The sequence below is a fragment of the Colwellia sp. genome (assembly GCF_013214175.1).
Classification (GTDB): domain Bacteria; phylum Pseudomonadota; class Gammaproteobacteria; order Enterobacterales; family Alteromonadaceae; genus Colwellia.
In genome coordinates this window covers 627462-649325 of record NZ_JABSPA010000001.1, presented here as the reverse complement: position 1 = coordinate 649325, position 21864 = coordinate 627462, and the positions used below count along the sequence as shown (strand labels likewise).

The following is a 21864-nucleotide window of genomic DNA, read 5'->3' as shown; positions in this document are numbered from 1 at the left end:
TTATTTACTGACAAGGTTTCATTTAATCATGCCGACTAGCAAGGACATCAATTCAGCTCAAATACTGGGTCAAACCGAGCAACACTTGTATTATGTTAATGAGCGAGTGGCTATTCACCAAGAAATGAAAACTGCTTTTTCAGCTTTAGTTGCTGCGGCAAGCGCCGCTGATATTGACTTGAAAATTGCCAGTGGCTTTCGCTCGTTTGACCGACAGCTGCTGCTTTGGAACAATAAATTTTCGGGTAAAACACCGATTAAGAATATGGCTGGCGAAGTAATTTCCCCCGCGAACTTATCGCCACTTGATTTAGCGCACAGTATTTTGCTTTATTCCGCCCTGCCTGGCGCTAGTCGCCACCATTGGGGTTGTGACATTGATGTTTACGCGCCAAACCTACTCGCTGATGATTATCAACTACAGCTTGATCCGTGGGAATATAGCGCACAAGGGCCTTTAGCTAAGCTATCAACTTGGCTGGTTAAATACGCGCACCAATTTGGCTTTTATTTCCCTTATGCTAGCTTCCAAGGCGGTGTTGCCAGTGAGCCTTGGCATTTATCTTACGCGCCGTTAGCACATCAATATCAGCAAGCTTTTAATATTGAACGATTAGCCAAGACATTAGTAAATAGCAGTATCTTGGGCAAAGACGAAATAATTAATAATCTAGATGACATAGCCAAGCGTTATATTAATAATGTCTGTGCGGTGCCAACAAATGTTATACTCACTAAACTGTAAGCTGAGTGTCTTTACTTAGCCTTAACAAACTTATTAAGAGGCATTCCAATGACCAATTGGTTAGCTATTTGTATGATCGTATTGGCGCTAGCTATCATCATAGGCAACTTGAGCACCTTTCAAAAAAACTCAAAGCAAAAAATGCGTAAACACAATTTAAATGACTTAAAAGAAACCCTGCCAAGAACCAGCAAAAGTGGCCATAAATTGGCAACTATTGAAAAGAACAAACCTTAGATTTTTGACTAATTCAAGACATAAAAAAACTCCAACCTGTGGAGTTTTTTTATGTCTGCTCTTTACCTTATTTCGGTAAAGAGCAAGTAAACGCTTTTTAGTCGATACAGCCTTAAAAAACGTTTCTAAACGATAAACCCTGCTCGAATATTGGGAATATTCTTTCTAACGTTGCCAACGGTAATGGCTCACCGGCAGCATTATAAATGGTGACTGCGGTCTTCTGATCAAGCTCATCAATAGGCGCTAAAACAAATTGATAGTGGGCATCACTTACATCAATTACCGGTACATCATCACCCCAAATACTGTCCCAAATACTACTCTCTGGTTTAACAAAGTCGACATAGTAAATTTTCTTATCATCATTCAAATCACTAATAGTAAAACCATGCTTTTCAAAGAATAGTGGCATATTGCCCCATAGGTCGTCTAAACCCATCTCAATTATATAAGCAGGTTCCTCTTCAATGTTCTGGCCTATTGTGACTAACTTTTGATTGGCACGAGTTAAGCGATCTGCACGTTGTTGCACTCGATAACTATAATCAACGGCGGCAATTAGCTCATTAAGCATGGCTTTTTCAGCTCGTTGCTTATCAATGGGATCCATTGTTTGGCTACCACCGGTTTCATCGGTTTGTAAAAAATCAACTAATGAAACACGTAATGAAACACTGCGACCATGTGGCTTAGCTAATAATTGATAACGAAAACGTACACTCTTTGAAAATTGTATGTCGGTAAAAATCCAACCAACATCCACTTCGTTGTGATACCAATCCGACTCTAGGATCGCGGTTTTAATACCTTCTCGCTTAATACTGGTTTCTTTTAAGCTGGTCGCCCCTTCAATAACTTTACTTAAAGTAACCTCAGTATCTTCTTCAACGTAGTTATAACCAATGTTATCTTCAACTAACTTTTCAGTGACAACTTTTTCGATAAAATCCAATAAATCTTTATCTTCTAAAACTTTATCAAACCAAATAATCGCGACACCAGACTCATCTACAACTCTTGAAGATGCAGCAACAGGCATAACCAGTGACGGTGCTCGAATATCCATATCTTCACCAATAGGGCCTTGATGATTTATTTTATCGGTGACAAAAAAATCCTTCACTTGCTTTGGTTTATTTAAATTAGCTGGAATAACGAGATCGTTAGCTTCAGGTTTATACTGATAATCAAAACTGCCTTGGGCTTGTTTATTATTAACAGAACCACAAGCTGTTAGTGATAAGGCTAACAGTGATAAATAAAATACTCTACAACTCATTAAAACTCCTGTGGCTTAGGTTATTGATATTCAAAACCCAACTAAGCTCACTAAAAAAACTAAAAACAATTCGATTTAATACCAAACGAGCAAATCTATTATTTTCTCAGGCGAGGCCAGAGGATCCATAACAAACTCAACGCCTTTACATTAAAATAGGGCTAAACATTGCGCCCCATGGTACTTGGCTGATTTTACAAACACAAGTTATATGACCACAAAAATGCAAGATGATTCCAACTTTAATCATGATCAGTTACAATGCGCCTTTCTGGACAACTTAGGCGTAATGAATGTCACAATATTTAGTACTAACAGCGATGGGAGCGGACCGAACAGGTTGTGTTAGTGAGTTAACTAAATTAGCAAGTGAATGCGAATGTAATATATTAGACAGCCGAATGGCCCTTTTTGGCTCTGAATTTACCTTCATTATGCTGCTTAATGGCGAAGCCAGAGCAATTAATAAAATTGAAGCCAGAATCCCCAAAGTCGCTCATAGTTTAGATTTAGTCACTATGATGAAGCGAACTTCTGGCCATAGAACCTTTGACTTGGTCAAGCATTACCAAGCCGAGTATTGTGGTATTGATCAACCAGGTATTTTAAAAGCCATGACCGCTTTTTTTGCCACACGTAAAATAGATATCTCTTCATTAAAATCAGCAATAGATCCTAAAACGAATCATATGAGTGCCAACATATTATTTGCTTTAACAGAGAAGATTAGTATTGATGAGCTTGAACGTGACTTCTTAGAGCTTTGTCAACAAACTGATGTTCAAGGCTGTATCAAAAAAGCCAATGCTAATTTATTACAATGATAACCATAAAGACCAAGACAATACCCCTAATAAGAAAAATGACTTTCATCCCTTTTTAACAGTGAGTTTATAATGAATACTTTAAACATTGGTGATACCGCGCCACTATTTACCCTAGCGAATGAAAATGATGAGTCAGTATCATTGGCTGATTATATCGGCAAAAAACAAGTATTAGTATATTTCTACCCGAAAGCGATGACACCTGGCTGTACCGTTCAAGCACAAGGTTTACGTGATATCAAAGCAGAGCTTAATGAATTAAATACCGTTGTTTTTGGTATTAGCCCTGATGAAGTAAAGCGTTTAACTAAGTTCTGTCAACGTGATGAACTAAATTTCTCCCTACTATCTGATGTTGATCATAAGGTGGCGGATGAGTTTGGAGTTTGGGGCTTGAAAAAGTTTATGGGCAGAGAGTATGACGGCATTCATCGTTTAAGCTTTTTAATTGGTCTTGATGGCAAAATTAGCCATGTGTTTAATAAGTTCAAAACTAAAGAGCATCATGATGTTGTTTTAGCGGTACTGAATGAGCTAAATTAATTAAATCAGTAAGAAAATAAATCTTTAAAGTCGTCAATTAAGTAAAAATAAAAAGGCCTAAGTTAAGTAAAATTAACTTAGGCCTTTTTAGTGATAGCTTTTGAGTTCTATGCCCGACAATAGCATTGTAGCTCTGACTAAATGGTTAGTACACTCTGTTAATCTATTTCTTCATCCTCATCTTGTGGTTCATATTCTTGCTCAATAACCGAAAACCCTTCTTTAGCAACATATTGAATGCTGATAGGCTCAGAAAAATTAGGTATATCATCATAACTGAACACCGAATAATACTTTTCAATATTGGCATTAGCAAAATTATCAAAGGTATAATCGTCTGGACCACCATACAATTTAACGCCATCATATGGTGATTTAGGTGGATGAAAACGATTTCGCACCACAAAACTGCCGACAAAATCATCATGCTTAGGATTATTCCACATCAGCTTGAGCATGCCATTTTCAATCTCTGCACTCAGTTCTGTTGGCGCAGGTAACGAGGTTTTTCTACGGTCTATGTACTCAATAACTAACTGAGGACTTTCTCCATCACCCTCTCCTGCCCATTCAATCACTTCATCATATTCTGTAGAGGCCGCCGTTGCTCTAATAATGAGGTAACAGGGTTTGTTGTCTTGATGTAGCTGTTCTAAATAGAGCTTACAATAACTATCGAAAATAAAATAGTGACTATCTTTATGCTTTAATTGCTGATTACTGACTTCGTAACCAATGAATTCTCTTTTTTTACGATGCTTCACGCTGTTAAAATCGATATCTTTTAATTCAGCAAGCTCTATGGTGAAGCGCGTATCTCGTTTGGTTTTTAATGAGGTTTTATTGCGCATAATAAGGTAGGCATCCGTGATGACCGTTTTATATGCCTCAGGTAAATCCGCTAAAGTAAACGCCATCTGCCCGTAAATGATCGCGCCTTGTTTATCAAAACCAGAGCTCAATTTATTTTCATAAACCTCGGTGGTGGTTATGGTGTTTATCGCAATCGGGGACAATATTACTTTTTGCGGAGTACGGGTATATATCAACTGCAAATTAGGTCGATAGTGAATGCCGGCACCAAACTTTCCATAACCAATATCAAACTGCATCATTTGTGAATCCGCGCCTAAGGGTAACTTCCGCGGTCCTTCAATGCGCAAAATAACCTTGCCCGCTTTTATTGCTTTTTTAAGCAGGTGACGCTCAGCAATATTAAAATGCCATTCACTCCAGATGCCTTGCGTAAGTTGATCAGATTCAATCGCGTGCCCTAACGTTTGCATTGGTGTCGCTGTGTGAATTTGAGTAAAATTAGTGACATCATCTAGGTCTTCAGCATCAAGTAACGAAACAGTCCACTCGCCGAAATTTTCAACTTTGGCGTTTACGCGGTTCATTGGGTATAAAGAGAAGCGTGCTGATTTTATCATGGCATCTTCGGGCACATTATTTAGATTAAACTCAATAACACCATAACAAATTCCTTTACGCTTATTGACGCCAACAAAGAGAGAGTTATGACCGAAGTGCTCTTTGTTGTTATCTAAGGTATATTGGCCAACATAACCAACCTCTTGATTTGAAGGGAAAAGCTCACGGGAATACTCATCATGCGCTAGCTCTGTTTTTACTCTAAGCTCTGGGGAGAAAGCAGACTTTATTTTGGTTACTCTATCAACGGCTCGTATATTGTAAAAATAAGGTTGACCACTTTTCAACTGTACATCGGTAAACTGTATATCTCTGGTAATCGCTACTAATGTTTCATCACAGCAAGGCGATTTAGGCTGCTGGGCACGATAAATTTCAAAATTAACTTCCATATCGCTCTGATAACACCAAGTCAAACTTGCACTATTGTTGTCAATATTGACCAATGAAAATTGCTCTGGACGCTTTGGTGCTAAGTCAGAATAGCTTATCGATTCTGACAAAGCATGCAATACCGCGGGAATATTCTCATCAACACTCTGTGACATATTAACCAGATAATCAGGAATATTGCGTGTACCCACTTCAACAACGGTAGATAAAATACCCAGAGAATAATAATACTCTCGACCGCTGCCGTGAATTAAATTGCTCGGTGGTTTTCCGCGGTGAATACCGTATTTCCTGCCGGTAACTTTGAAAATTTCACGGTTCATATTGGCACATAATACATTAAGATCTGTGCCTTCAATTTCGTTTTCATGATTGAATTTATGTGCAGGAAAGAAGACATTGCCTTGAGAATGATAATCCAGCGCTATGGTAATATTTTTATGGGTTATGACAAAATCTCTAATGGCACGGGTTTCAGGCTCTGAAAAAGCGTGCGGTCCAGAATAGATATTACTGTCCGTATCCATAGAATGACGAAACTTCACTGAAAAATTTCGGTTTAAATCAACGCCAAAGGTACCGTCGCCATTGTCCCTTCGGTTTTTTCGCCAAAATGAAAAATGGTTACGTGAGTATTCAAAGCCATCGGGATTTAAACATGGCACCATATATAAGGTATTGCGTGTTAATGCCTCCTTTAACTTCGGATTAAAACGATAATTTTTAATCACATAGCCAATAAACTTTATCGCCAGCTCATTGCCAATCCATTCTCTCGCATGAATAGTCCCAGTATAGAGTAAAGCGGGTTTGTTCTGCGCATACTCTACATCTAAAGAGATGGTCACTAACACTATAGGTCTCTGCTCCCACGTAGTGCCTATGGTTTGTAACCTAATTAAATGTGGATGTTCTGCCATGCAGCGCTCAACAAATGCCATGGTTTCTTGGTAAGAGGTATATTGTTTCTTCATCATTAATTCCCCAGGCTAAATATCAGCTAATCACTTTATCTTCATGCGGCATAAACATTTTCTGCCAACAATCTATGATGCTTTGTAATTTCTTCTCTTTTAAACCTTTCACTTTTAATAGCAGCTGCGGGCTGTGATTAAGTGCATCAACCGTTTCACTGACACCAAGCTGTTCGATAATCAATTGCTGAAGTTGGCTACCGATGCCTTTTACCGAGTTAAAAAAGGCAATTAACTCCGTCTCATTAATCTCGGTATAAGGCGAGTATTTGTCACCTTCAACCTCAACTTCAGCTTCTTCAAGGCCAAACGCTTTGATTTTATTTACTTGCTGGTGTGTGTTTAAAATATAATTACGGACATAGTTATCTTGAAAGTTCCAAACTTCACTTGGCCATTCTTCAAAGGCTCTGAGTTCAACGGGCAGTAATTGATACAGATCTTGGTTTTTTCGAACTAATTGATCACCACAGTCTTCAGTAACACTTGTTGTTGTTGTTGCTGAAAAAGATATGTGCCGCATTGTTCTTAATAAGGCGCTGTCTATTTTGCCTAATTCTTGCCAGTTTAATAAAGGAATATAGGGTTTGTTAAACAAGTCAGCGGCCAATAGCCACATCACATATTGACCAATCCAGTCTCTGATATAAGGAAAAGCAGCAAAGGCTGTGGCACATTCTAGAATGCGATATTTACCATCGTTACCTAAGGCAATGTCACAAGCCCAATACTCAGCATTGGCGGACTTAGATGTTTGGATGGCAATGTCTAAAGCACGTTGCGGTACATTTTGATAATCCATTTCCCCGCCTTGACTAGTATTGGTTAACCATTCACCTTCTGGCGGTCGACGCCAAAAGGCACAAACAGGTTTATGACCAATAAGCATCACTCGAATATCCGCAATCATAGGTATAAATTCTTGTACATAAACTGGGTAGTATTTTTTCTTGCTCAGCAGTAATTCGGCTTCTTTAAAACTATCAACCTTATGGACAAAATAGCCACCGTAATTTGACGGTCCATAGGATTTTTTAATGATTTTTGGGTAATCACACTGCTTTAAATAACGCCTTGCATCCGCCGGTTCGTATAAAACTTCTGTATTGGGGATAGGCAGCTTATATTTTTTACAAAAATGGGTGACATTCTCTTTCGATTTATTGGAAAACTGTGCATCAAGTGACGGGATAAACTGCACGTTGGGTAAAGCTCGACTAATATCACGAAAGCTCTCGTATGCCGTTGCCGGTATATTACCAATAAGCACATCGATGTTTTTACGCTTAACTTCATCGATAAAACGTTGTTGTCCATTACCCCAATGGTAAACAACTTCATCGATTTTATCTGGCCAACCTTTAAAATTTGAACGGTCAAAGAAACGCATAACGTGATCTAAATAGACAAAGCCTATTTTTGGCAATTTATTTGAAGTTTTCATTATTTCATCCCCACAACATGTAGATTCAAGCTGTTTTCTTTAGTCACTTTACGTGCAATCAACTCAACTATTTTATTAATTTTGTGATGATTAAAATCAAGTCCTTGCTGCTGTTGCTCAGGCGTTGAAAAAGCAGGAATACCATTGACCTCTAACACGACATACTGCTCTTTTTCAAGATCGTAAATAAGGTCAACCCCTGCGATTTCTAGACCGGTAATACCCGCCGCTTTGATAGCGATTTCAACCGCTTCTACGCTAGGTTCACGTAACATAATACTGCCGCCACTGGTGACATTGGTTTTCCAACTATCACTGGGCGCACGTCTGCCATAACAACTAACATATTGGCCATCAACCACGTCAATACGAAAGTCTGTCATATCGTAGTTAATGTATTTCTCAATGTAGAAGTAAGGGAGATTGCTTTGCTCTAAGAAGGGAAACAACATATCAAGTGAGCATTCACTTTCTATTTTGACAATGCCCATTCCTCCCCAACCGTCTATGGGTTTGTAAATCAGCTTTCCCCCCCAATCTTTCATGGTTTTTTTAAGCTGGCGCTTATCACCGCGCTTCAACATTTTATAGTCCGGCGTGGCAATACCTGCTTGGGTGAGTTTATGCGAGGTACGAAATTTGTCTTCGGTTAAAGCAAATGAGTCGAAGTTATTTATGCACGGCACCGACTCGTTTAAAATTTGATATAAGTACATTTGAAATTGACTTTGTTTACCGGCATTGTAAGAAAAAAACAAGTCCAGCTCTTCCATGGCTACTTTTTTGCATAGTATATGTCCGGCTGTTGCCATCGCATTCGCCAAGTTCAAATCAGGGATCACCTGAATATCACGTGCTCTTAATTTTCTGATCATTTCATCTTGGATAATATGGCCGCCGCCATTCTTATACATCCACATACCCACGGTATACGTTGACATTATAAAGTCCTTCTTATTACTTGAATATAAGCTAACAACCCATACAGCTTGATTAAATATATTTACAGTCATTGTTAAGACTAGGTAGGCGTTGTTACATATATATGACAAAACTCACTTTAAATAAAAGCTTCATAATTACGTAATCAAAATGACTTATATTTTTAGTGCAATAGTCGGGTATTTAGATAAAAAGGAATTATCATGTCTGACGTTAAAAGCACTCAATCAAACTTTGATTTTGCGGAATTAGCACAACTCATTGAGATAAACTCTTACACTAAGAATAAAGTTGGCGTAGATAAAGTGGGTCAGCTTTATAGCCAATGGATGCAAGCGCTAGGCTTTAGCGTAGAGCGACACGAGCGGACACATATTGGTGCACACATCCTCTACAAATCAGCCAAAAGTAATGGCAAGAAAATACTGCTGCTCGGTCATTTTGATACGGTATTTCCACCAGGCACTTTTGAAGACTTCAGTGAAGACAAAGAATGGATTTACGGACCTGGTGTTTGTGATATGAAAGGCGGCAACTATGTCGCACTTTGCGCACTAAGACAGATACACAAAGATGCTGGCCATATTGTCAATATTGATGTGTTAATGGTTAGTGATGAAGAAAGTGGCAGTGACGATAGTAAGTATTTAACCCAGTCTATCGCAAGAAATTATGATCTTTGCTTAGTTTTTGAAGCCGCTGGCGAGCAAGGCGAAGTTGTTATTGCCCGTAAAGGTGTTGCCACCTATAACATCGATATTAAAGGCAAAGCCGCACACGCAGGCAATCATTACAGCGACGGCATTAACGCTAACCTAGCAGCTGCACATATGATTGTTGAGCTCACGGCATTAACACGTAATAGTTTTGGTACCACAGTTAACGCAGGCAAGATGTCGGGTGGCATTGGCGCCAACACAATATCACCGCAGGCGAGCATTACGGTTGAAGCAAGATTCACTAACAATACTGAAAAAAATCGTGTATTGACTGCAATTGAACGCATTGCTACCACGCAAAATATTAACGGCATAAAGTCGTCCTTCTCCGGTGGATTACAACGAGACATTATGCAAACCAACAAACAGCAAGTGTTGCTAATTCAGAAAATTGAAGCGATTATTGACCGGCCACTTAAACTGGAAAAGCGTGGCGGTGTTAGTGATGCAAATACAATATCGGCTATGGGTGTACCAACACTAGATGGTTTCGGTCCCTTTGGCGATGGCGATCACACCATTAATGAACGTGCGAATAAAAAAAGTTTTGCTGATAGGATAAATGACGTAACTAAAGTACTTGCCTATTTCAATGGGCAAGTACCGCTAGAAAAAATAAAAATAAAACATATAAATTCTCGCGTATTGGCCTGTTAAACCTGCTTATTAGCGGCGTTATTGATTTTGACAAGGACGTTACATGGATGGTGATCTTAGAGAATGCAGAAGGTACAGGAAGTACCTTATTAGATAATGCAGGAGCATATTATCCTGAGCATATTCTCCTGAATAAGCATTATCTTCAATCAATGCCTTGCCTTAAAATTCTCGCTAAGCGATCATTTTCTGATAAGGATTGGTATCAACTACTTTGTTCGTACTGCTAAGTAAGCCGCATAATCAGGAATTTCAATGGCACTCTCTTGTGTCATAAGATCTGAGTCCATCAGGAAATTAGCGGTAGATTTATTAGTAGCAACAGGAATATTCCACACTGCGGCTAAGCGTAACAGCGCTTTGACATCGGGATCATGAGGTACCGCATCAAGCGGGTCCCAGAAAAAAATCATCACATCAATCTCACCTTCGGCGATTAATGCGCCAAGCTGCTGATCGCCGCCCATAGGTCCAGAAAGCAGGCATTTTATCGGTAAGCCAATGGCAGAGCTTAATAAAGTCCCGGTAGTACCGGTGGCAAATAAGTGATGGAATTTTAAATCATCACTGCGATTTTTAGCCCAAGCAATTAGATCGGATTTTTTATTATCATGAGCCACTAGTGCCATACGTTTATTTGCCGGCATCATTCTTTGCGTGTACGTTAAATCCATTTCATTTCCTCTGATTTACCTTAATTTACCTTCGCTTTGCATAACTTTGCCGTGCTTAAGTTTACTTAACTGTTTTAGTTACCTATACGTCATTGAGATTACTAACACGGTTTTTACAGTTCAGCGGCTTCATTGGTACTATCAGGCTCAGGAACTGATGGCCAAGCATTAATCACCGCTTTTACCAGCGTAGCTAAAGGAATGGCAAAGAATATTCCCCAAAAACCCCATAAACCACCAAAAAATATCACCGCAATTATAATAACAACAGGATGAAGATTAACCGCCTCAGAAAAGAGTAAAGGCACAATAACATTGCCATCGATTGCTTGAATTATGCCATAGGCGAGCATAACGTAGCCAAATTCACTACTGAAACCGAATTGGAAAAGTGCTACTAACATAACGGGGAAAGTAACCACAGTCGCGCCGACATAAGGTACCAATACCGACAGACCAACCAATACCCCTAATAACAAGGCATATTCCAAATCAAGGAACATAAAAGCGATAGTAGTTGCTGCGCCGACAATAAGGATTTCAATCACTTTACCGCGAATATAATTTAAAATTTGCTGGTTCATTTCATTACTTACTTGAATGGCCATGCGGCGCTCTTTAGGTAAAAAATAGGCAACACTGGCCATTAATTCAGTTTTGTCTTTTAAGAAGAAAAACACCATTAAGGGCACAAGAATTAAATAAACCATCAAGGCGACAATGTCAGAAATAGAGTTTAATGACGCTTTCAGCGCGACTTGGCCCCATTCAAGTAAATTATCATTAACCATAACGATAAAGCTTTCGATTTGAGATACATGGACAAATTCTGGGTACTTTTCTGGCAGTGTTAATAAGTAACCTTGCCCTTGGGTGATCATATTGGGAACTTCTTGTAATAAATTGCTGCTTTGTTTCCAGATAATTGGCATAAGCCCTAACACTGCCAACAAGGAGAAACTAAGGAAAGTAACCACCACCACTATGGTTGCACCTGAGCGCGACATAGAGCTGTGCATAAGTTTATTAACCGGCAAGTCTAATAAAAAAGCTAAGGCAATAGCAACAAACACCGGCATCAATAAACTACTAAATAAAGTAATAAATAATGCAATACAAATTAAAAGCACAACGAGGGTTACCGCATGGGGATCTGAAAATTTACGTGTGTACCAATCACTAAATAACTTGAACATAATTACCTATTTTTTATTTTGCTTAGCCTAACGGCTGTTGAACTTTCGGGATTACTTTACAGTAGTTCGTTTGATATGTAGACAAGGCTGCGCAGGTGAAATGTAATTGACGACATCAGCCGGTGATAACGCGGTATAAACAGAAATAATCGCGCCTTGCGTGGTTATACGCAAATACTAATTTCTACCGTACCATTAGCAATCATTTGTTTACGGTATTGGTAGCCTTGTTTATCTAACAACTTAGGGATATCATTTAGTGAGCCGGCATCATTAATATAAATGATACACTCATCACCGCTTTGCATTTTTTTTATCAATAAACGCATGTTAATTAAAGGTACCGGACACTTTTTACCTATACCATCATATTTATAAATCATCTGAATATTTAAAACAGCGCTTTAGTTTAATTCACTAATTTGCGACAATTAATCCATTGTACTAACTAAAAGTTATCATAACGTACCTCTATAGTTATGTCTTATGTAAAAACAACTTATTACTAGGAATATTAATTAAATGAGTTCATTAAGCCCTGAAGCTAACTTAAAAGAAATTAATGCCTATAAAAAGAAGATAAATTGGGGTGACGTCTCGGCGATGTACCATATACTTTCTTCTTCTTTAGGTGATTTAGATGGCATACTTACTCATGGTTTTGATAGTGCATACAAACAGATTTTAAATCCAAACTCATGGAATTTAACCCTCTTAGGGGCCAGCAAAAGCCCTGATGGTAATATCGAAGTTAAAAACAAAGCACAAATAAGCTTACGACATGAATTTAATGACATGGGTTATGAGTTACATTGTTACCCTGTTATAAACGGCAGTAATGTTACCCAAAGCATGACTAATAAAGCTAACTGCCCTTTTAACATTTGGTTACCTGAGAATACACAAATGCTTTTTCGTATCAATAGTTTAGTGGCCTTTTCCATATACTGCTACCAAAGTGGTGACGAAGCAGATGTCGCGTTATTAAAGTTTGCCCACTACAAAGTTGAAGAGTTAATTACAATTTTAAGCGAATCTTTTCAAATCGTTGCGGTCAAAGGTTATAGTATTGCTGAGTTTTATCAAGAAATTGCTAGTAGAAATGGTAATATCCATAACCAAGAAAGCTAATTATTTTGAATCACCTTTTAACCACGTAAGTATATTTCGATAATGAATATAGGATGTAATATTGTTTAACCTAAAACCCTTGCTTAATGCCTTGTTGCTGACATTAGCTATTGCTATGGCGACAAGCTTTAATGCCAGCGCCATTAACAATCAGAACGATAAAAACAAATTGCCCGACATTGGGATTTCAGGCTACAGCGTTTTATCAGTAGATAAAGAGCTGCAAATTGGTCAGGCGATGATGCGCCAGTTACGTGGATCACAGCCATTAATTCAAGATCCAGTGTTAATTGAATACATCAATCATTTAGGTAATAGCCTAGTAAAAAATGCCCAAGGGGTTAATTATGCCTTTGAGTTTTTTCTCATCAACAATAAAGAATTAAACGCTTTTGCATTTTTTGGTGGCCATGTTGGTATTCATAGTGGCTTAATTACCACAGCTGACACAGAAAGTGAGCTAGCCTCGGTTATTGCTCATGAAATATCTCACGTTACCCAGCGTCACTTAGCCCGTCGATTGGAGTCACAAAGCCAAACACAAAGTTTAACTATGGCGGCTATGCTTTCAAGTGTCTTAATTACCTTAATTAATCCTACGGTTGGTATGGCTGCGCTGACTGCGAGTATGGCGGTAACACAACAGGCAAGTATTAACTACACCCGTGGTAATGAAAAAGAAGCCGATAGAGTCGGTATCGCTTTGTTAGCCAGCAGTGGCTTTGACCCACAAGGCGCATCAAGTTTCTTTAGCAAGATGTCGGAAAAATATCGCTATGCCAGCAAGCCGCCAGCAATGTTACTAACTCATCCCTTACCTGAGTCGCGTATTGCTGAGGCTAGACAACGCGCACTAAATTACCCGGCAAGACCTTTGCCACCCAGCTTAGACTTTGAGCTGACCAAGTCACGCTTAAAATCAAGATACCAAGGCGATGCCAAATCAAATATTGCTTTCTATCAACATCAATTATCTAAAAATCGCTATGCAATAAAAGCCGCGGCACAATATGGTTTGGCCTTATCGTATTTTGAAGACAAACAAACCAAGCAAGCGCTACAACTTTTAGAGACCTTAAGACAAGGTGATAAAAACAACTTATTTTATATCGATGCCTTAACGGATGTATATTTAGCAAATGACCAAGCCGATTCAGCCATTAAGATGCTTGCTCAATTAAATTTATTTATGCCAAACAACCAAGTGGTCAGTTTAAACTATGCCAATGCACTACTTTCGGTGAAAAACTATGATCTAGCCGCAGAAATATTGCAGGACTTTTTATTAGTCAACCCAGGTAATTTTATCGCTTATGATATATTAACCACCTTATATCGTTCTCAAGGCAAGCTTGGTCTTATGCACATGAATAAAGCAGAAGTACTTGCCCTGTTAGGTGGCTACTCTAAGGCTGTCGATGAGCTACAAACCAGTTACACCCTTCTTGAAGCACAGCCTTTATTACAGAAACGCGTAAAGGCCCGTATTTTACAATTTCAAGAGCAAGAGAATCGTTTAAAACGTTTATAGCCATTTGATTAAATCACTAGCTATTCATATTTTTACAGCAGTTTTATTAATTAAGGAAATCCATGTTTACTATTTATCACAATCCGAGATGTTCAAAGAGTCGTCAAACACTAGCGCTACTTGAAGAACAAGCACAGCAAACCAAGCAAGAAGTCACTATCATTGAGTACTTAAAAACACCCTTTGATGTTGAACAAATTAAACAGCTATTAGGCCAACTTAATTGCTCAGCACTTGAAATGATGCGTGCTAAAGAAGCTGAATTTACCGAACAAAACTTAAAAGGTGCCAGTGAAGAAGCGCTAATTAACGCCATGGCGAATACGGCAAAGTTAATTGAACGCCCTATAGTTACCGATGGCAACAAAGCCATTATTGGTCGTCCTCCAGAGAATGTTTTAACCTTCTTCAAGCGCTAAACAGTAATTAAATTACCTTTCTATCTCAGATATAAATCACTAACATAAATAAGTACCCAATGAATAAACAAAGACTTGCAACCAATACCTACAAAAAAATAGCCTTGATGGGCTATTTTTCTTTACTTATCTTTATGCCGTTATGGTTAATCGTATTAAGCCCAAGTGAAAGTTTAAGTACTTCAACTTCCCTACTCTTATTTACCCTACCGTTATTATTTCCCTTAAAAGGTTTATTACAAAGCAATCCTTTTACCTATGCCTGGTCTAACTTTATTGTTTTAATTTACTTTTTACATAGCTTAACCACACTTTGGGTATTGCCAGCGGACAGAATATGGGCAATATTAGAGTTGATCTTTGCTAGTGCTATGTTTTTTGGCGCGACTTATTACGCTAAATTCCGTGGTCAAGAATTAGGGTTAAGCATACGCAAAAAGAAAGATAAATAATGTAAACTTGCTAATACTGTCAAGTTAAAGACGATAATGAATAAAAGGGAATTGAATGCGCTCAAACTTATATGGCTTTAACTTAGGATTATCACTAGCGGTAATGGCAACATTATCTGCTTGTGATAGTAACTCATTCAATAATGAGCCCAATCAAAATGAAACCGGCATTGTGCTGCTCGATGAAGTACCGACTATCAATCAAGGGGTAGATTTATTACTGCTCGCAGCTAACCAGCCTATTTCAAACATACTGTGGCAACAAACCTCTGGTCAAGCAGTAACTGTATTAGCCGCAAGTAGTAAGGTCATTTCTTTTACCCCTGCTGTTGATGGCGAGTATAGTTTTACTGTCAGTTTTACCGACAGTAATAATATTGAGCAATTATTAGAAAAAACCTTCCTGGTAGAATCTGCGGTTCACAAAATTACTGCTCGTTTATCACATGCTGCTTTAGCCGAGAACAAAGTCTCTTTTCGCAGTGAAATACACCAAACAATAGACGCCAGCACCCTGACATGGCAGCAAACAGGTGGCCCAACGGTTTCCTTAACAACAGATAATAGTAATGGTGAATTAGCGATATTTTTTGATGCTCCCAAGGTTAATTTTGACACTCTTATTACTTTTAATGTTTCAGCGACTGAAGCTAACAGCAATATAACCTATAACGATCAAGTGGCGGTATTAGTAGAGCCCGCAGCGGCAATTGCGGGTAATGCCTATTTTTCCGATCGCAAAGCCAAAGTTTTTGCTTATAATCCCAAAAGCCCTTACGCTGACAATTTAGTCAATTGTGTCTATTCAAATAGCTTAACTAGCTCTTGTACCTTAGCTCAAACGCCTTTACTTGCTGAAGAGGTAAAAAGCTCACCTACAATACCTTCTGTTGAAAGTATTATGGACAGAGTGGTGGTTTCTCACCAGTGGATGGGTGATCGTTTTAAAGATTATTTAACCAATAATGATGCCAATAACGATATCAGAAATTTATTAAGAGCTACCACGGCGATAGTTATCGCTTATGATATTCGCCCATCTTTTTACTGGGCAGCTACGGGGGCAATATATTTAGATGCAGAAAATTTATGGTTAACCCCCCAAGAGCGAGATACCATTAATGAAGCACCCGACTTTCGTGCTGACTTTGGTAATGATTTACAATTTGTTATGCCCTGGCGTTACGTCAAAGATAATGACTATGCTAGTCAAGGTTTTAGTAAATCAGATCGAGTTACTCGCACGCCAGCCGACGCCTTATATCGCTTAACTTCATTAATGTATCATGAGCTTGCTCATGCCAATGATTTTTTCCCCAGTAATGAATGGTATACTCATCAAAGTGGTCAACGTGTCCTTGATGCTGCAGTCAGTACTGATTTTGAATCTGATCAGCTGGCAATTAGCCTCCCCTTAGCAAGTCAGGAAATGCGTGATTTAGGGCAAGTTAGCTTTGCCGGTGAAACTGCCAACCAAACACAAAAAAACTACTTACCTACGGACATTGAAGGTTTCTTTAGCCCAGATCGTGCCACTGATTTTTATGCCTACTCAAGTAAGCGCGAAGATTACGCCATGTTATTTGAAGAGCTCATGATGCAAAGTCGCTTTGGTATTCTTCGCGATGTTGCCATCACCAATCAGCCTATTGGCGATAATATCTCTGCCAGTGACTATATAGTGACTTGGGGACAACGTGGCCGTATTGGTGATAATAAGTTAACCGCCAGAGTACTATTTAGTGCAAGTCGCGTATTACCTGAATTTGACAGTCAAGCCGCGATGGACTTAGTCGCTACGCCAATTGCTATGACGGTAGGAAATAACTGGCTGGAGAATTTAACCATCAGCCCAAGTCAAAGGAGTATGAGTCATTTGCTGAAACACCTAAAAAGCTATGCTATTCCGGGTAACTTTACTCAAGGAAACGCAGCAAAGTCTGAACTTATGCCCGACGATAATTTCAATCGTTATTATGAAAAACCTTTACCTAAACATTAGTTTTTAGGCTATTCAGTAATAAGTAAACACAAAAAAGCACGATTAATTTAATCGTGCTTTTTATTTAACTGATGACTTTCTTCGAGACCCCTAGCAAGCTATTGCAGACTGAGTACTTCTTTAATAAAAGGTATGGTAATTTTTCTTTGCTCTTGAATAGAGGCTTTATCTAACACATCGAGTGAAGTTATTAAGCTACCCATATCTCGACTCAAACGATTCAGTAAAAATTTAACTACTTCGTCTGATAAAAATAGACCTCGCTGCGTGGCACGGTGTTGTATGGCAATGATTTTCTCTTCATCTTCAAGAGGTTTTACTTGCTCAGTTAAGCCCCAAGAAAGTCTTGAAACCAGATCAGGTAAGCTAATACCGAGTTGCTGAGCACTTTCATCCCCTGAGATTAATAAGTAATTATTTTGCTCAAATACTCGGTTATACAAATCAAAAATGGCTTGTTGCCAGCGTTCATCACCGGCAATTAAATGAATATCGTCTAGACAAATTAAATCAATTTGCTCTAAACCATCTAAAACTTCCACAGGTAAATGCTTAAATTCAGCACAAGATAGACACACGGAAGACTTACCAACTTGTGCAGCATAAGTACTACTGGCATGCAGTAAATGTGACTTACCGACACTAGACAAGCCAAACATGTAAAAACTATGCGGGCTATCTTGCTTTTGATCAATATAAGATTTTAGCTGACTGACAATACCGAGGTTTGCATCACTTTTAAAACTGTCAAAAGTTTCATCATCAGGTAGTTGCACTTGCAAGGTGAGTTGAGCTACTTGCTTCATCCTTGCTCCCAATAAAAGACAGGAATGAGGGGTGCTATTGCTAGCTGTGGTTTTACTGCCAATGTTGTCTGCAATGGGTCACTCTTCGTTAGTTCAATGGTTGGATTAGTAACAACAATGTTTTTATCATTTAGCACTGTTTTATTACCATTTAAATATGCTTGGGCATCATCAAGAGCAGCGTCATCAGACATAGTACCAGCGTTGCTACTAGTATTTTGAGCCGTTGTATTTTGCTCAGCGATGTTCTGTTCGGCTAACTCTAGTTCACCAAGTACAGTAATTTTTACTTGATTATTAAACTGCTGGCGGTGATAAAGGCCATCGAGTTGATTATCAAGTTGTTGTGTTAACTTATCGTTCAATTTTAATGACGCTAAAAAAGAGGCCTTTGAACCCAGCAAGTCTAAATTATAGCGACGTACATTACCTTGAGCACTGATTAAAGTCACTCGTTTAACAGCCGACAAGTCTACTAAAAAATCAAACAATTGCGTATCATTTTTTAAGGAGGTAACATTTTTCACTTCAATAATAAAGTCATTCTCCGCCGATGTTAATAGAGCATAAGACTGATAAATCAGCTCGGTGATATCGGATAAACCTTGGTTAATCAAAGCAACTTTATTAACACCCTGATATTTTTGCGTATACAGTGTGCCCTGTGTGTAAACACGCCAATCAAGTACTTTAGCGCTTGCAACTTCTTCTGGCTGACATAATAAGCCACAAGAAATATTATCTGCCAAATCCGAGGTGTTAACTTTATCTTCTTCATTCACTAAGCTGGAGTCAGAAACTCTCATTACCACAACAGTATCAGCAAAGTAACGCAACGAGGCTTGTTGAATTTGTTCTTGGAAGTAGCCCCAAAAATCACTTAACACCACTTGTTCGCTATCGGTTAAGTCCATTAACGGCATAATAATAGGCAAACCACGTTGTATCGAAAAGTCATTAACACTTGCCGGTATATCCGTATCAGCATCAGATGCGACCATAGTGCGACTTACACCTTGCTCATCAATTAACCATAAAAGCACTTGTGGACGTAAGCTGCCCCACAAGGCTAAATTGGCATCTTTAAACAATTGATTTACTTTGTCTTTATTAAAACTGACCACTAAGCTTAGCTCATCACCTTGTCGTTGATAACGGTATTGACTAACGTAGCGACTAGCTCTTTTTTGTGCTTGTCTTAACACTTTATGTGTTAAGACACTCTTTTTTCCGCCAACTTTTAAAAACACGCCTTGTAGTGCTTGTTTTATCGCCTGCTCTCGTTGAACTCGACCTTGCGAGTCAACAACAACATTAGCTTGGTATAAATCATCTACTTCAAGGGCTGGTAAATTAGCGCTAAACAGCGTAAATATAAGAAAAATTAAAACAAAAGGGAATCTAAACATATCAACTAAAAATTTCAAAAAATCCATGGTTTCATAAATGATATCTTATCACATGGACAGTAATTAATACTTGCAAATATTGATAAAAACTAGAGAAATGCGCCGATAAAATAAAACAAGGTGAAGATACTGTAATCGTCTTGAGTATGAGCCTTAGCACTGGTAGAATACGCCCCATAAAATACTGTCGGTAATTTCAGAGGTCTCCCGTGAGCGAACAAAAACAATCGTTAAGCTATAAAGATGCTGGTGTTGATATTGATGCTGGTAATGCACTAGTTGAGAAAATTAAAGGTGCGGTAAAACGCACAAAACGCCCTGAAGTTATGGGTGGTTTAGGTGGTTTTGGTTCGGTATTTGCATTGCCTACCGGTTATAAAGAGCCTGTATTAGTAGCTGGTACCGACGGTGTCGGCACTAAATTACGTTTAGCTATCGATTTAGCTCGACACGATACCGTTGGTATCGATTTAGTGGCTATGTGTGTAAATGACCTTATCGTGCAAGGTGCAGAGCCATTATTCTTCCTTGATTATTATGCTACCGCTAAACTTGATGTAGATGTGGCTGTATCTGTAGTTGAAGGTATTGCTGAAGGTTGTTTACAGGCTGGCTGTTCTCTTGTTGGTGGTGAAACCGCTGAAATGCCGGGCATGTATCACAAGGGCGATTATGATATCGCTGGTTTTTGTGTTGGTATTGCTGAAAAATCTCGATTAATTGATGGAACTAATGTTGCAGCTGGCGATCAATTGATTGCACTTGGCGCTTCAGGTCCTCATTCAAATGGTTTCTCATTAATTCGTAAAGTATTAGAAGTAAACAATACTGATACAAATGAATTGCTCGACGGCAAGAAAATCGCTGACCACTTACTTGAACCAACCAAGATTTACGTAAAATCTGTGCTTGAATTACTTAAAAATGTAGATGTGCACGCACTGTCTCATATTACTGGTGGTGGTTTCTGGGAAAATATCCCACGTGTATTACCTGAAACAGCACAAGCTGTGATTAAAGGTAATAGCTGGCAATGGCCGAGCATCTTTACTTGGTTAAAAGAAAAAGGCAATATCACGGAACATGAAATGTACCGTACTTTTAACTGTGGTGTTGGCATGATAATCGTAGTACCTGCTGACAAAGTTGAGCTGAGTATTGAAGTGTTAACAGCGCACGGTGAAAACGCTTGGCATATTGGCGCAATAGCCGATAAAGCTGACGGCGAAGAGCAAGTTGTTTTTTCATAAACAACTAACTATCTAAGCAAGTAAAGTATTATTATAAAGGGGCTATTTATTAGCCCCTTTTATTTATCTCTGCTTTATTAATCCTTAACTAATTTACTAAGCGATAAGGAACAAATATGTCGAGCAAAATAGTTGTATTAATCTCAGGCGGCGGCACTAATTTACAAGCCATTATTGATGCCTGTACTGATAGTAATTACCCAGCAGAAGTGGTTGGTGTGGTATCAAATAAAATAGATGCTTATGGCCTAACGCGTGCTCAGAATGCTGACATTGCTACCGTAGCTCTTTCACATAAAGAATTCGCTAGCCGTGAAGATTACGATCAAGCTCTTATCAAAAAAATCGATGTTTTTGACGCTGATTTAATTGTCTTAGCCGGCTTTATGAGAATTCTCACCCCCAGCTTTGTCCAGCACTTTCAAGGCAAACTATTAAACATACATCCATCTTTGTTACCTAAATATCAGGGTTTAAATACTCATCAACGGGCAATTGATGCTGGCGATGATGTCCACGGTGTTAGTGTTCATTTTGTCACTGAAGAACTTGATGGCGGTCCAGTCATTCTTCAAGCGAAAGTACCAGTATTTGATGGCGATAGTAGTGATGATTTAGCTGCACGAGTACATGAGCAAGAACACCGTATCTACCCACTCGTAGTTAAGTGGTTTGCTGAAAAAAGACTTAGCATGCAAGGCGATCATGCAATTCTTGATGGTAATACACTGTCAGCTTCAGGTTATGCTAACGATTAACATTGATAGCTAAACGGACGGGACCCTAACTAAGCGCTA

At 38.7% G+C, this 21864-nt stretch carries 21 protein-coding genes; 12 read left to right on the top strand and 9 right to left on the bottom strand.

Annotated features, from left to right (window positions below):
- Positions 1-28 precede the first annotated feature (28 nt).
- Both HRT55_RS02780 and HRT55_RS02775 read left to right on the top strand, forming a co-directional pair.
- Positions 29-745, top strand: a complete 717-nt coding sequence (locus HRT55_RS02780; RefSeq protein ID WP_291618640.1) for a M15 family metallopeptidase — start codon at positions 29-31, stop codon at positions 743-745.
- 48 nt (positions 746-793) lie between these two features.
- A complete protein-coding gene (locus tag HRT55_RS02775; RefSeq protein WP_291616302.1) occupies positions 794-982 on the top strand; it encodes a hypothetical protein in 189 nt (62 codons plus the stop codon).
- A 112-nt stretch (positions 983-1094) separates the two neighbouring features.
- On the opposite strand, the gene bamC is transcribed toward HRT55_RS02775, so the two are convergent.
- Positions 1095-2264 (bottom strand): outer membrane protein assembly factor BamC, encoded by a 1170-nt coding sequence (gene bamC, locus HRT55_RS02770; RefSeq protein WP_291618639.1) that lies wholly within the window; start codon positions 2262-2264, stop codon positions 1095-1097.
- Positions 2265-2557: 293 nt separating this feature from the next.
- Here bamC and HRT55_RS02765 point away from each other — a divergent pair, with 293 nt between their 5' ends.
- On the top strand, positions 2558-3088 hold the full coding sequence (locus HRT55_RS02765) for an ACT domain-containing protein (RefSeq protein WP_291616305.1): 531 nt from the start codon (positions 2558-2560) through the stop codon (positions 3086-3088).
- 72 nt (positions 3089-3160) lie between these two features.
- A complete protein-coding gene (gene bcp, locus HRT55_RS02760; RefSeq protein WP_291618637.1) occupies positions 3161-3634 on the top strand; it encodes a thioredoxin-dependent thiol peroxidase in 474 nt (157 codons plus the stop codon).
- A gap of 158 nt (positions 3635-3792) precedes the next feature.
- Here the strand turns inward: bcp and HRT55_RS02755 are convergent, their stop codons facing one another.
- Genes HRT55_RS02755 through HRT55_RS02745 form a run of 3 tightly spaced genes read right to left on the bottom strand, consistent with a single transcriptional unit; the run spans position 3793 to position 8820 of the window.
- The gene (locus HRT55_RS02755; RefSeq protein WP_291618635.1) at positions 3793-6438 is read right to left on the bottom strand and encodes a M14 family zinc carboxypeptidase; all 2646 of its coding nucleotides are present in this window, start codon (positions 6436-6438) and stop codon (positions 3793-3795) included.
- Between the two features lie 19 nt (positions 6439-6457).
- Positions 6458-7879: a hypothetical protein gene (locus HRT55_RS02750; RefSeq protein WP_291618633.1), complete on the bottom strand. Its 1422-nt coding sequence runs from the start codon at positions 7877-7879 to the stop codon at positions 6458-6460.
- Positions 7879-8820, bottom strand: a complete 942-nt coding sequence (locus tag HRT55_RS02745) for a RimK family alpha-L-glutamate ligase (RefSeq protein WP_291618631.1) — start codon at positions 8818-8820, stop codon at positions 7879-7881. The genes HRT55_RS02750 and HRT55_RS02745 overlap by 1 nt, the downstream gene beginning before the upstream one ends.
- 204 nt (positions 8821-9024) lie before the next feature.
- On the opposite strand from HRT55_RS02745, the gene HRT55_RS02740 reads away from it, so the two are divergent.
- Complete coding sequence (locus tag HRT55_RS02740) at positions 9025-10197, top strand: M20 family metallopeptidase (RefSeq protein WP_291618628.1); 1173 nt, start codon at positions 9025-9027, stop codon at positions 10195-10197.
- Between the two features lie 209 nt (positions 10198-10406).
- Here the strand turns inward: HRT55_RS02740 and HRT55_RS02735 are convergent, their stop codons facing one another.
- From HRT55_RS02735 to HRT55_RS02725, 3 genes are all read right to left on the bottom strand, one after another.
- Positions 10407-10871: a methylglyoxal synthase gene (locus HRT55_RS02735; RefSeq protein WP_291618626.1), complete on the bottom strand. Its 465-nt coding sequence runs from the start codon at positions 10869-10871 to the stop codon at positions 10407-10409.
- 113 nt (positions 10872-10984) lie between these two features.
- On the bottom strand, positions 10985-12067 hold the full coding sequence (locus HRT55_RS02730) for an AI-2E family transporter (RefSeq protein WP_291618624.1): 1083 nt from the start codon (positions 12065-12067) through the stop codon (positions 10985-10987).
- Positions 12068-12231: 164 nt separating this feature from the next.
- Complete coding sequence (locus HRT55_RS02725; RefSeq protein WP_291618622.1) at positions 12232-12450, bottom strand: sulfurtransferase TusA family protein; 219 nt, start codon at positions 12448-12450, stop codon at positions 12232-12234.
- Positions 12451-12589: 139 nt separating this feature from the next.
- On the opposite strand from HRT55_RS02725, the gene HRT55_RS02720 reads away from it, so the two are divergent.
- The 5 genes from HRT55_RS02720 to HRT55_RS02700 all read left to right on the top strand — a co-directional run bounded on the left by HRT55_RS02720 (position 12590) and on the right by HRT55_RS02700 (position 17602).
- Positions 12590-13198: a hypothetical protein gene (locus HRT55_RS02720; protein WP_291618620.1), complete on the top strand. Its 609-nt coding sequence runs from the start codon at positions 12590-12592 to the stop codon at positions 13196-13198.
- Positions 13199-13259: 61 nt separating this feature from the next.
- Positions 13260-14729: a M48 family metalloprotease gene (locus tag HRT55_RS02715; RefSeq protein WP_291618618.1), complete on the top strand. Its 1470-nt coding sequence runs from the start codon at positions 13260-13262 to the stop codon at positions 14727-14729.
- Positions 14730-14791: 62 nt separating this feature from the next.
- Positions 14792-15148 (top strand): arsenate reductase (glutaredoxin), encoded by a 357-nt coding sequence (gene arsC, locus HRT55_RS02710; protein WP_291618616.1) that lies wholly within the window; start codon positions 14792-14794, stop codon positions 15146-15148.
- Between the two features lie 59 nt (positions 15149-15207).
- A complete protein-coding gene (locus HRT55_RS02705) occupies positions 15208-15600 on the top strand; it encodes a DUF2069 domain-containing protein (RefSeq protein WP_291618614.1) in 393 nt (130 codons plus the stop codon).
- Positions 15601-15655: 55 nt separating this feature from the next.
- Positions 15656-17602: a hypothetical protein gene (locus tag HRT55_RS02700; protein ID WP_291618612.1), complete on the top strand. Its 1947-nt coding sequence runs from the start codon at positions 15656-15658 to the stop codon at positions 17600-17602.
- Positions 17603-17700: 98 nt separating this feature from the next.
- Here the strand turns inward: HRT55_RS02700 and hda are convergent, their stop codons facing one another.
- Positions 17701-18408, bottom strand: coding sequence for a DnaA regulatory inactivator Hda (gene hda, locus HRT55_RS02695; protein ID WP_291616036.1), 708 nt, complete (start codon positions 18406-18408; stop codon positions 17701-17703).
- Complete coding sequence (locus HRT55_RS02690; RefSeq protein WP_291618610.1) at positions 18405-19844, bottom strand: DUF2066 domain-containing protein; 1440 nt, start codon at positions 19842-19844, stop codon at positions 18405-18407. Before HRT55_RS02690 ends, hda begins: the two co-directional genes overlap by 4 nt.
- Positions 19845-20026: 182 nt before the next feature.
- Here HRT55_RS02690 and purM point away from each other — a divergent pair, with 182 nt between their 5' ends.
- Positions 20027-21067 carry a phosphoribosylformylglycinamidine cyclo-ligase gene (gene purM / locus HRT55_RS02685; RefSeq protein WP_291618608.1) on the top strand — a complete coding sequence of 347 codons (1041 nt, stop codon included), beginning with the start codon at positions 20027-20029 and terminating at the stop codon, positions 21065-21067.
- Positions 21068-21183: 116 nt separating this feature from the next.
- On the top strand, positions 21184-21825 hold the full coding sequence (gene purN / locus HRT55_RS02680; protein ID WP_291618606.1) for a phosphoribosylglycinamide formyltransferase: 642 nt from the start codon (positions 21184-21186) through the stop codon (positions 21823-21825).
- Positions 21826-21864: the final 39 nt, after the last annotated feature.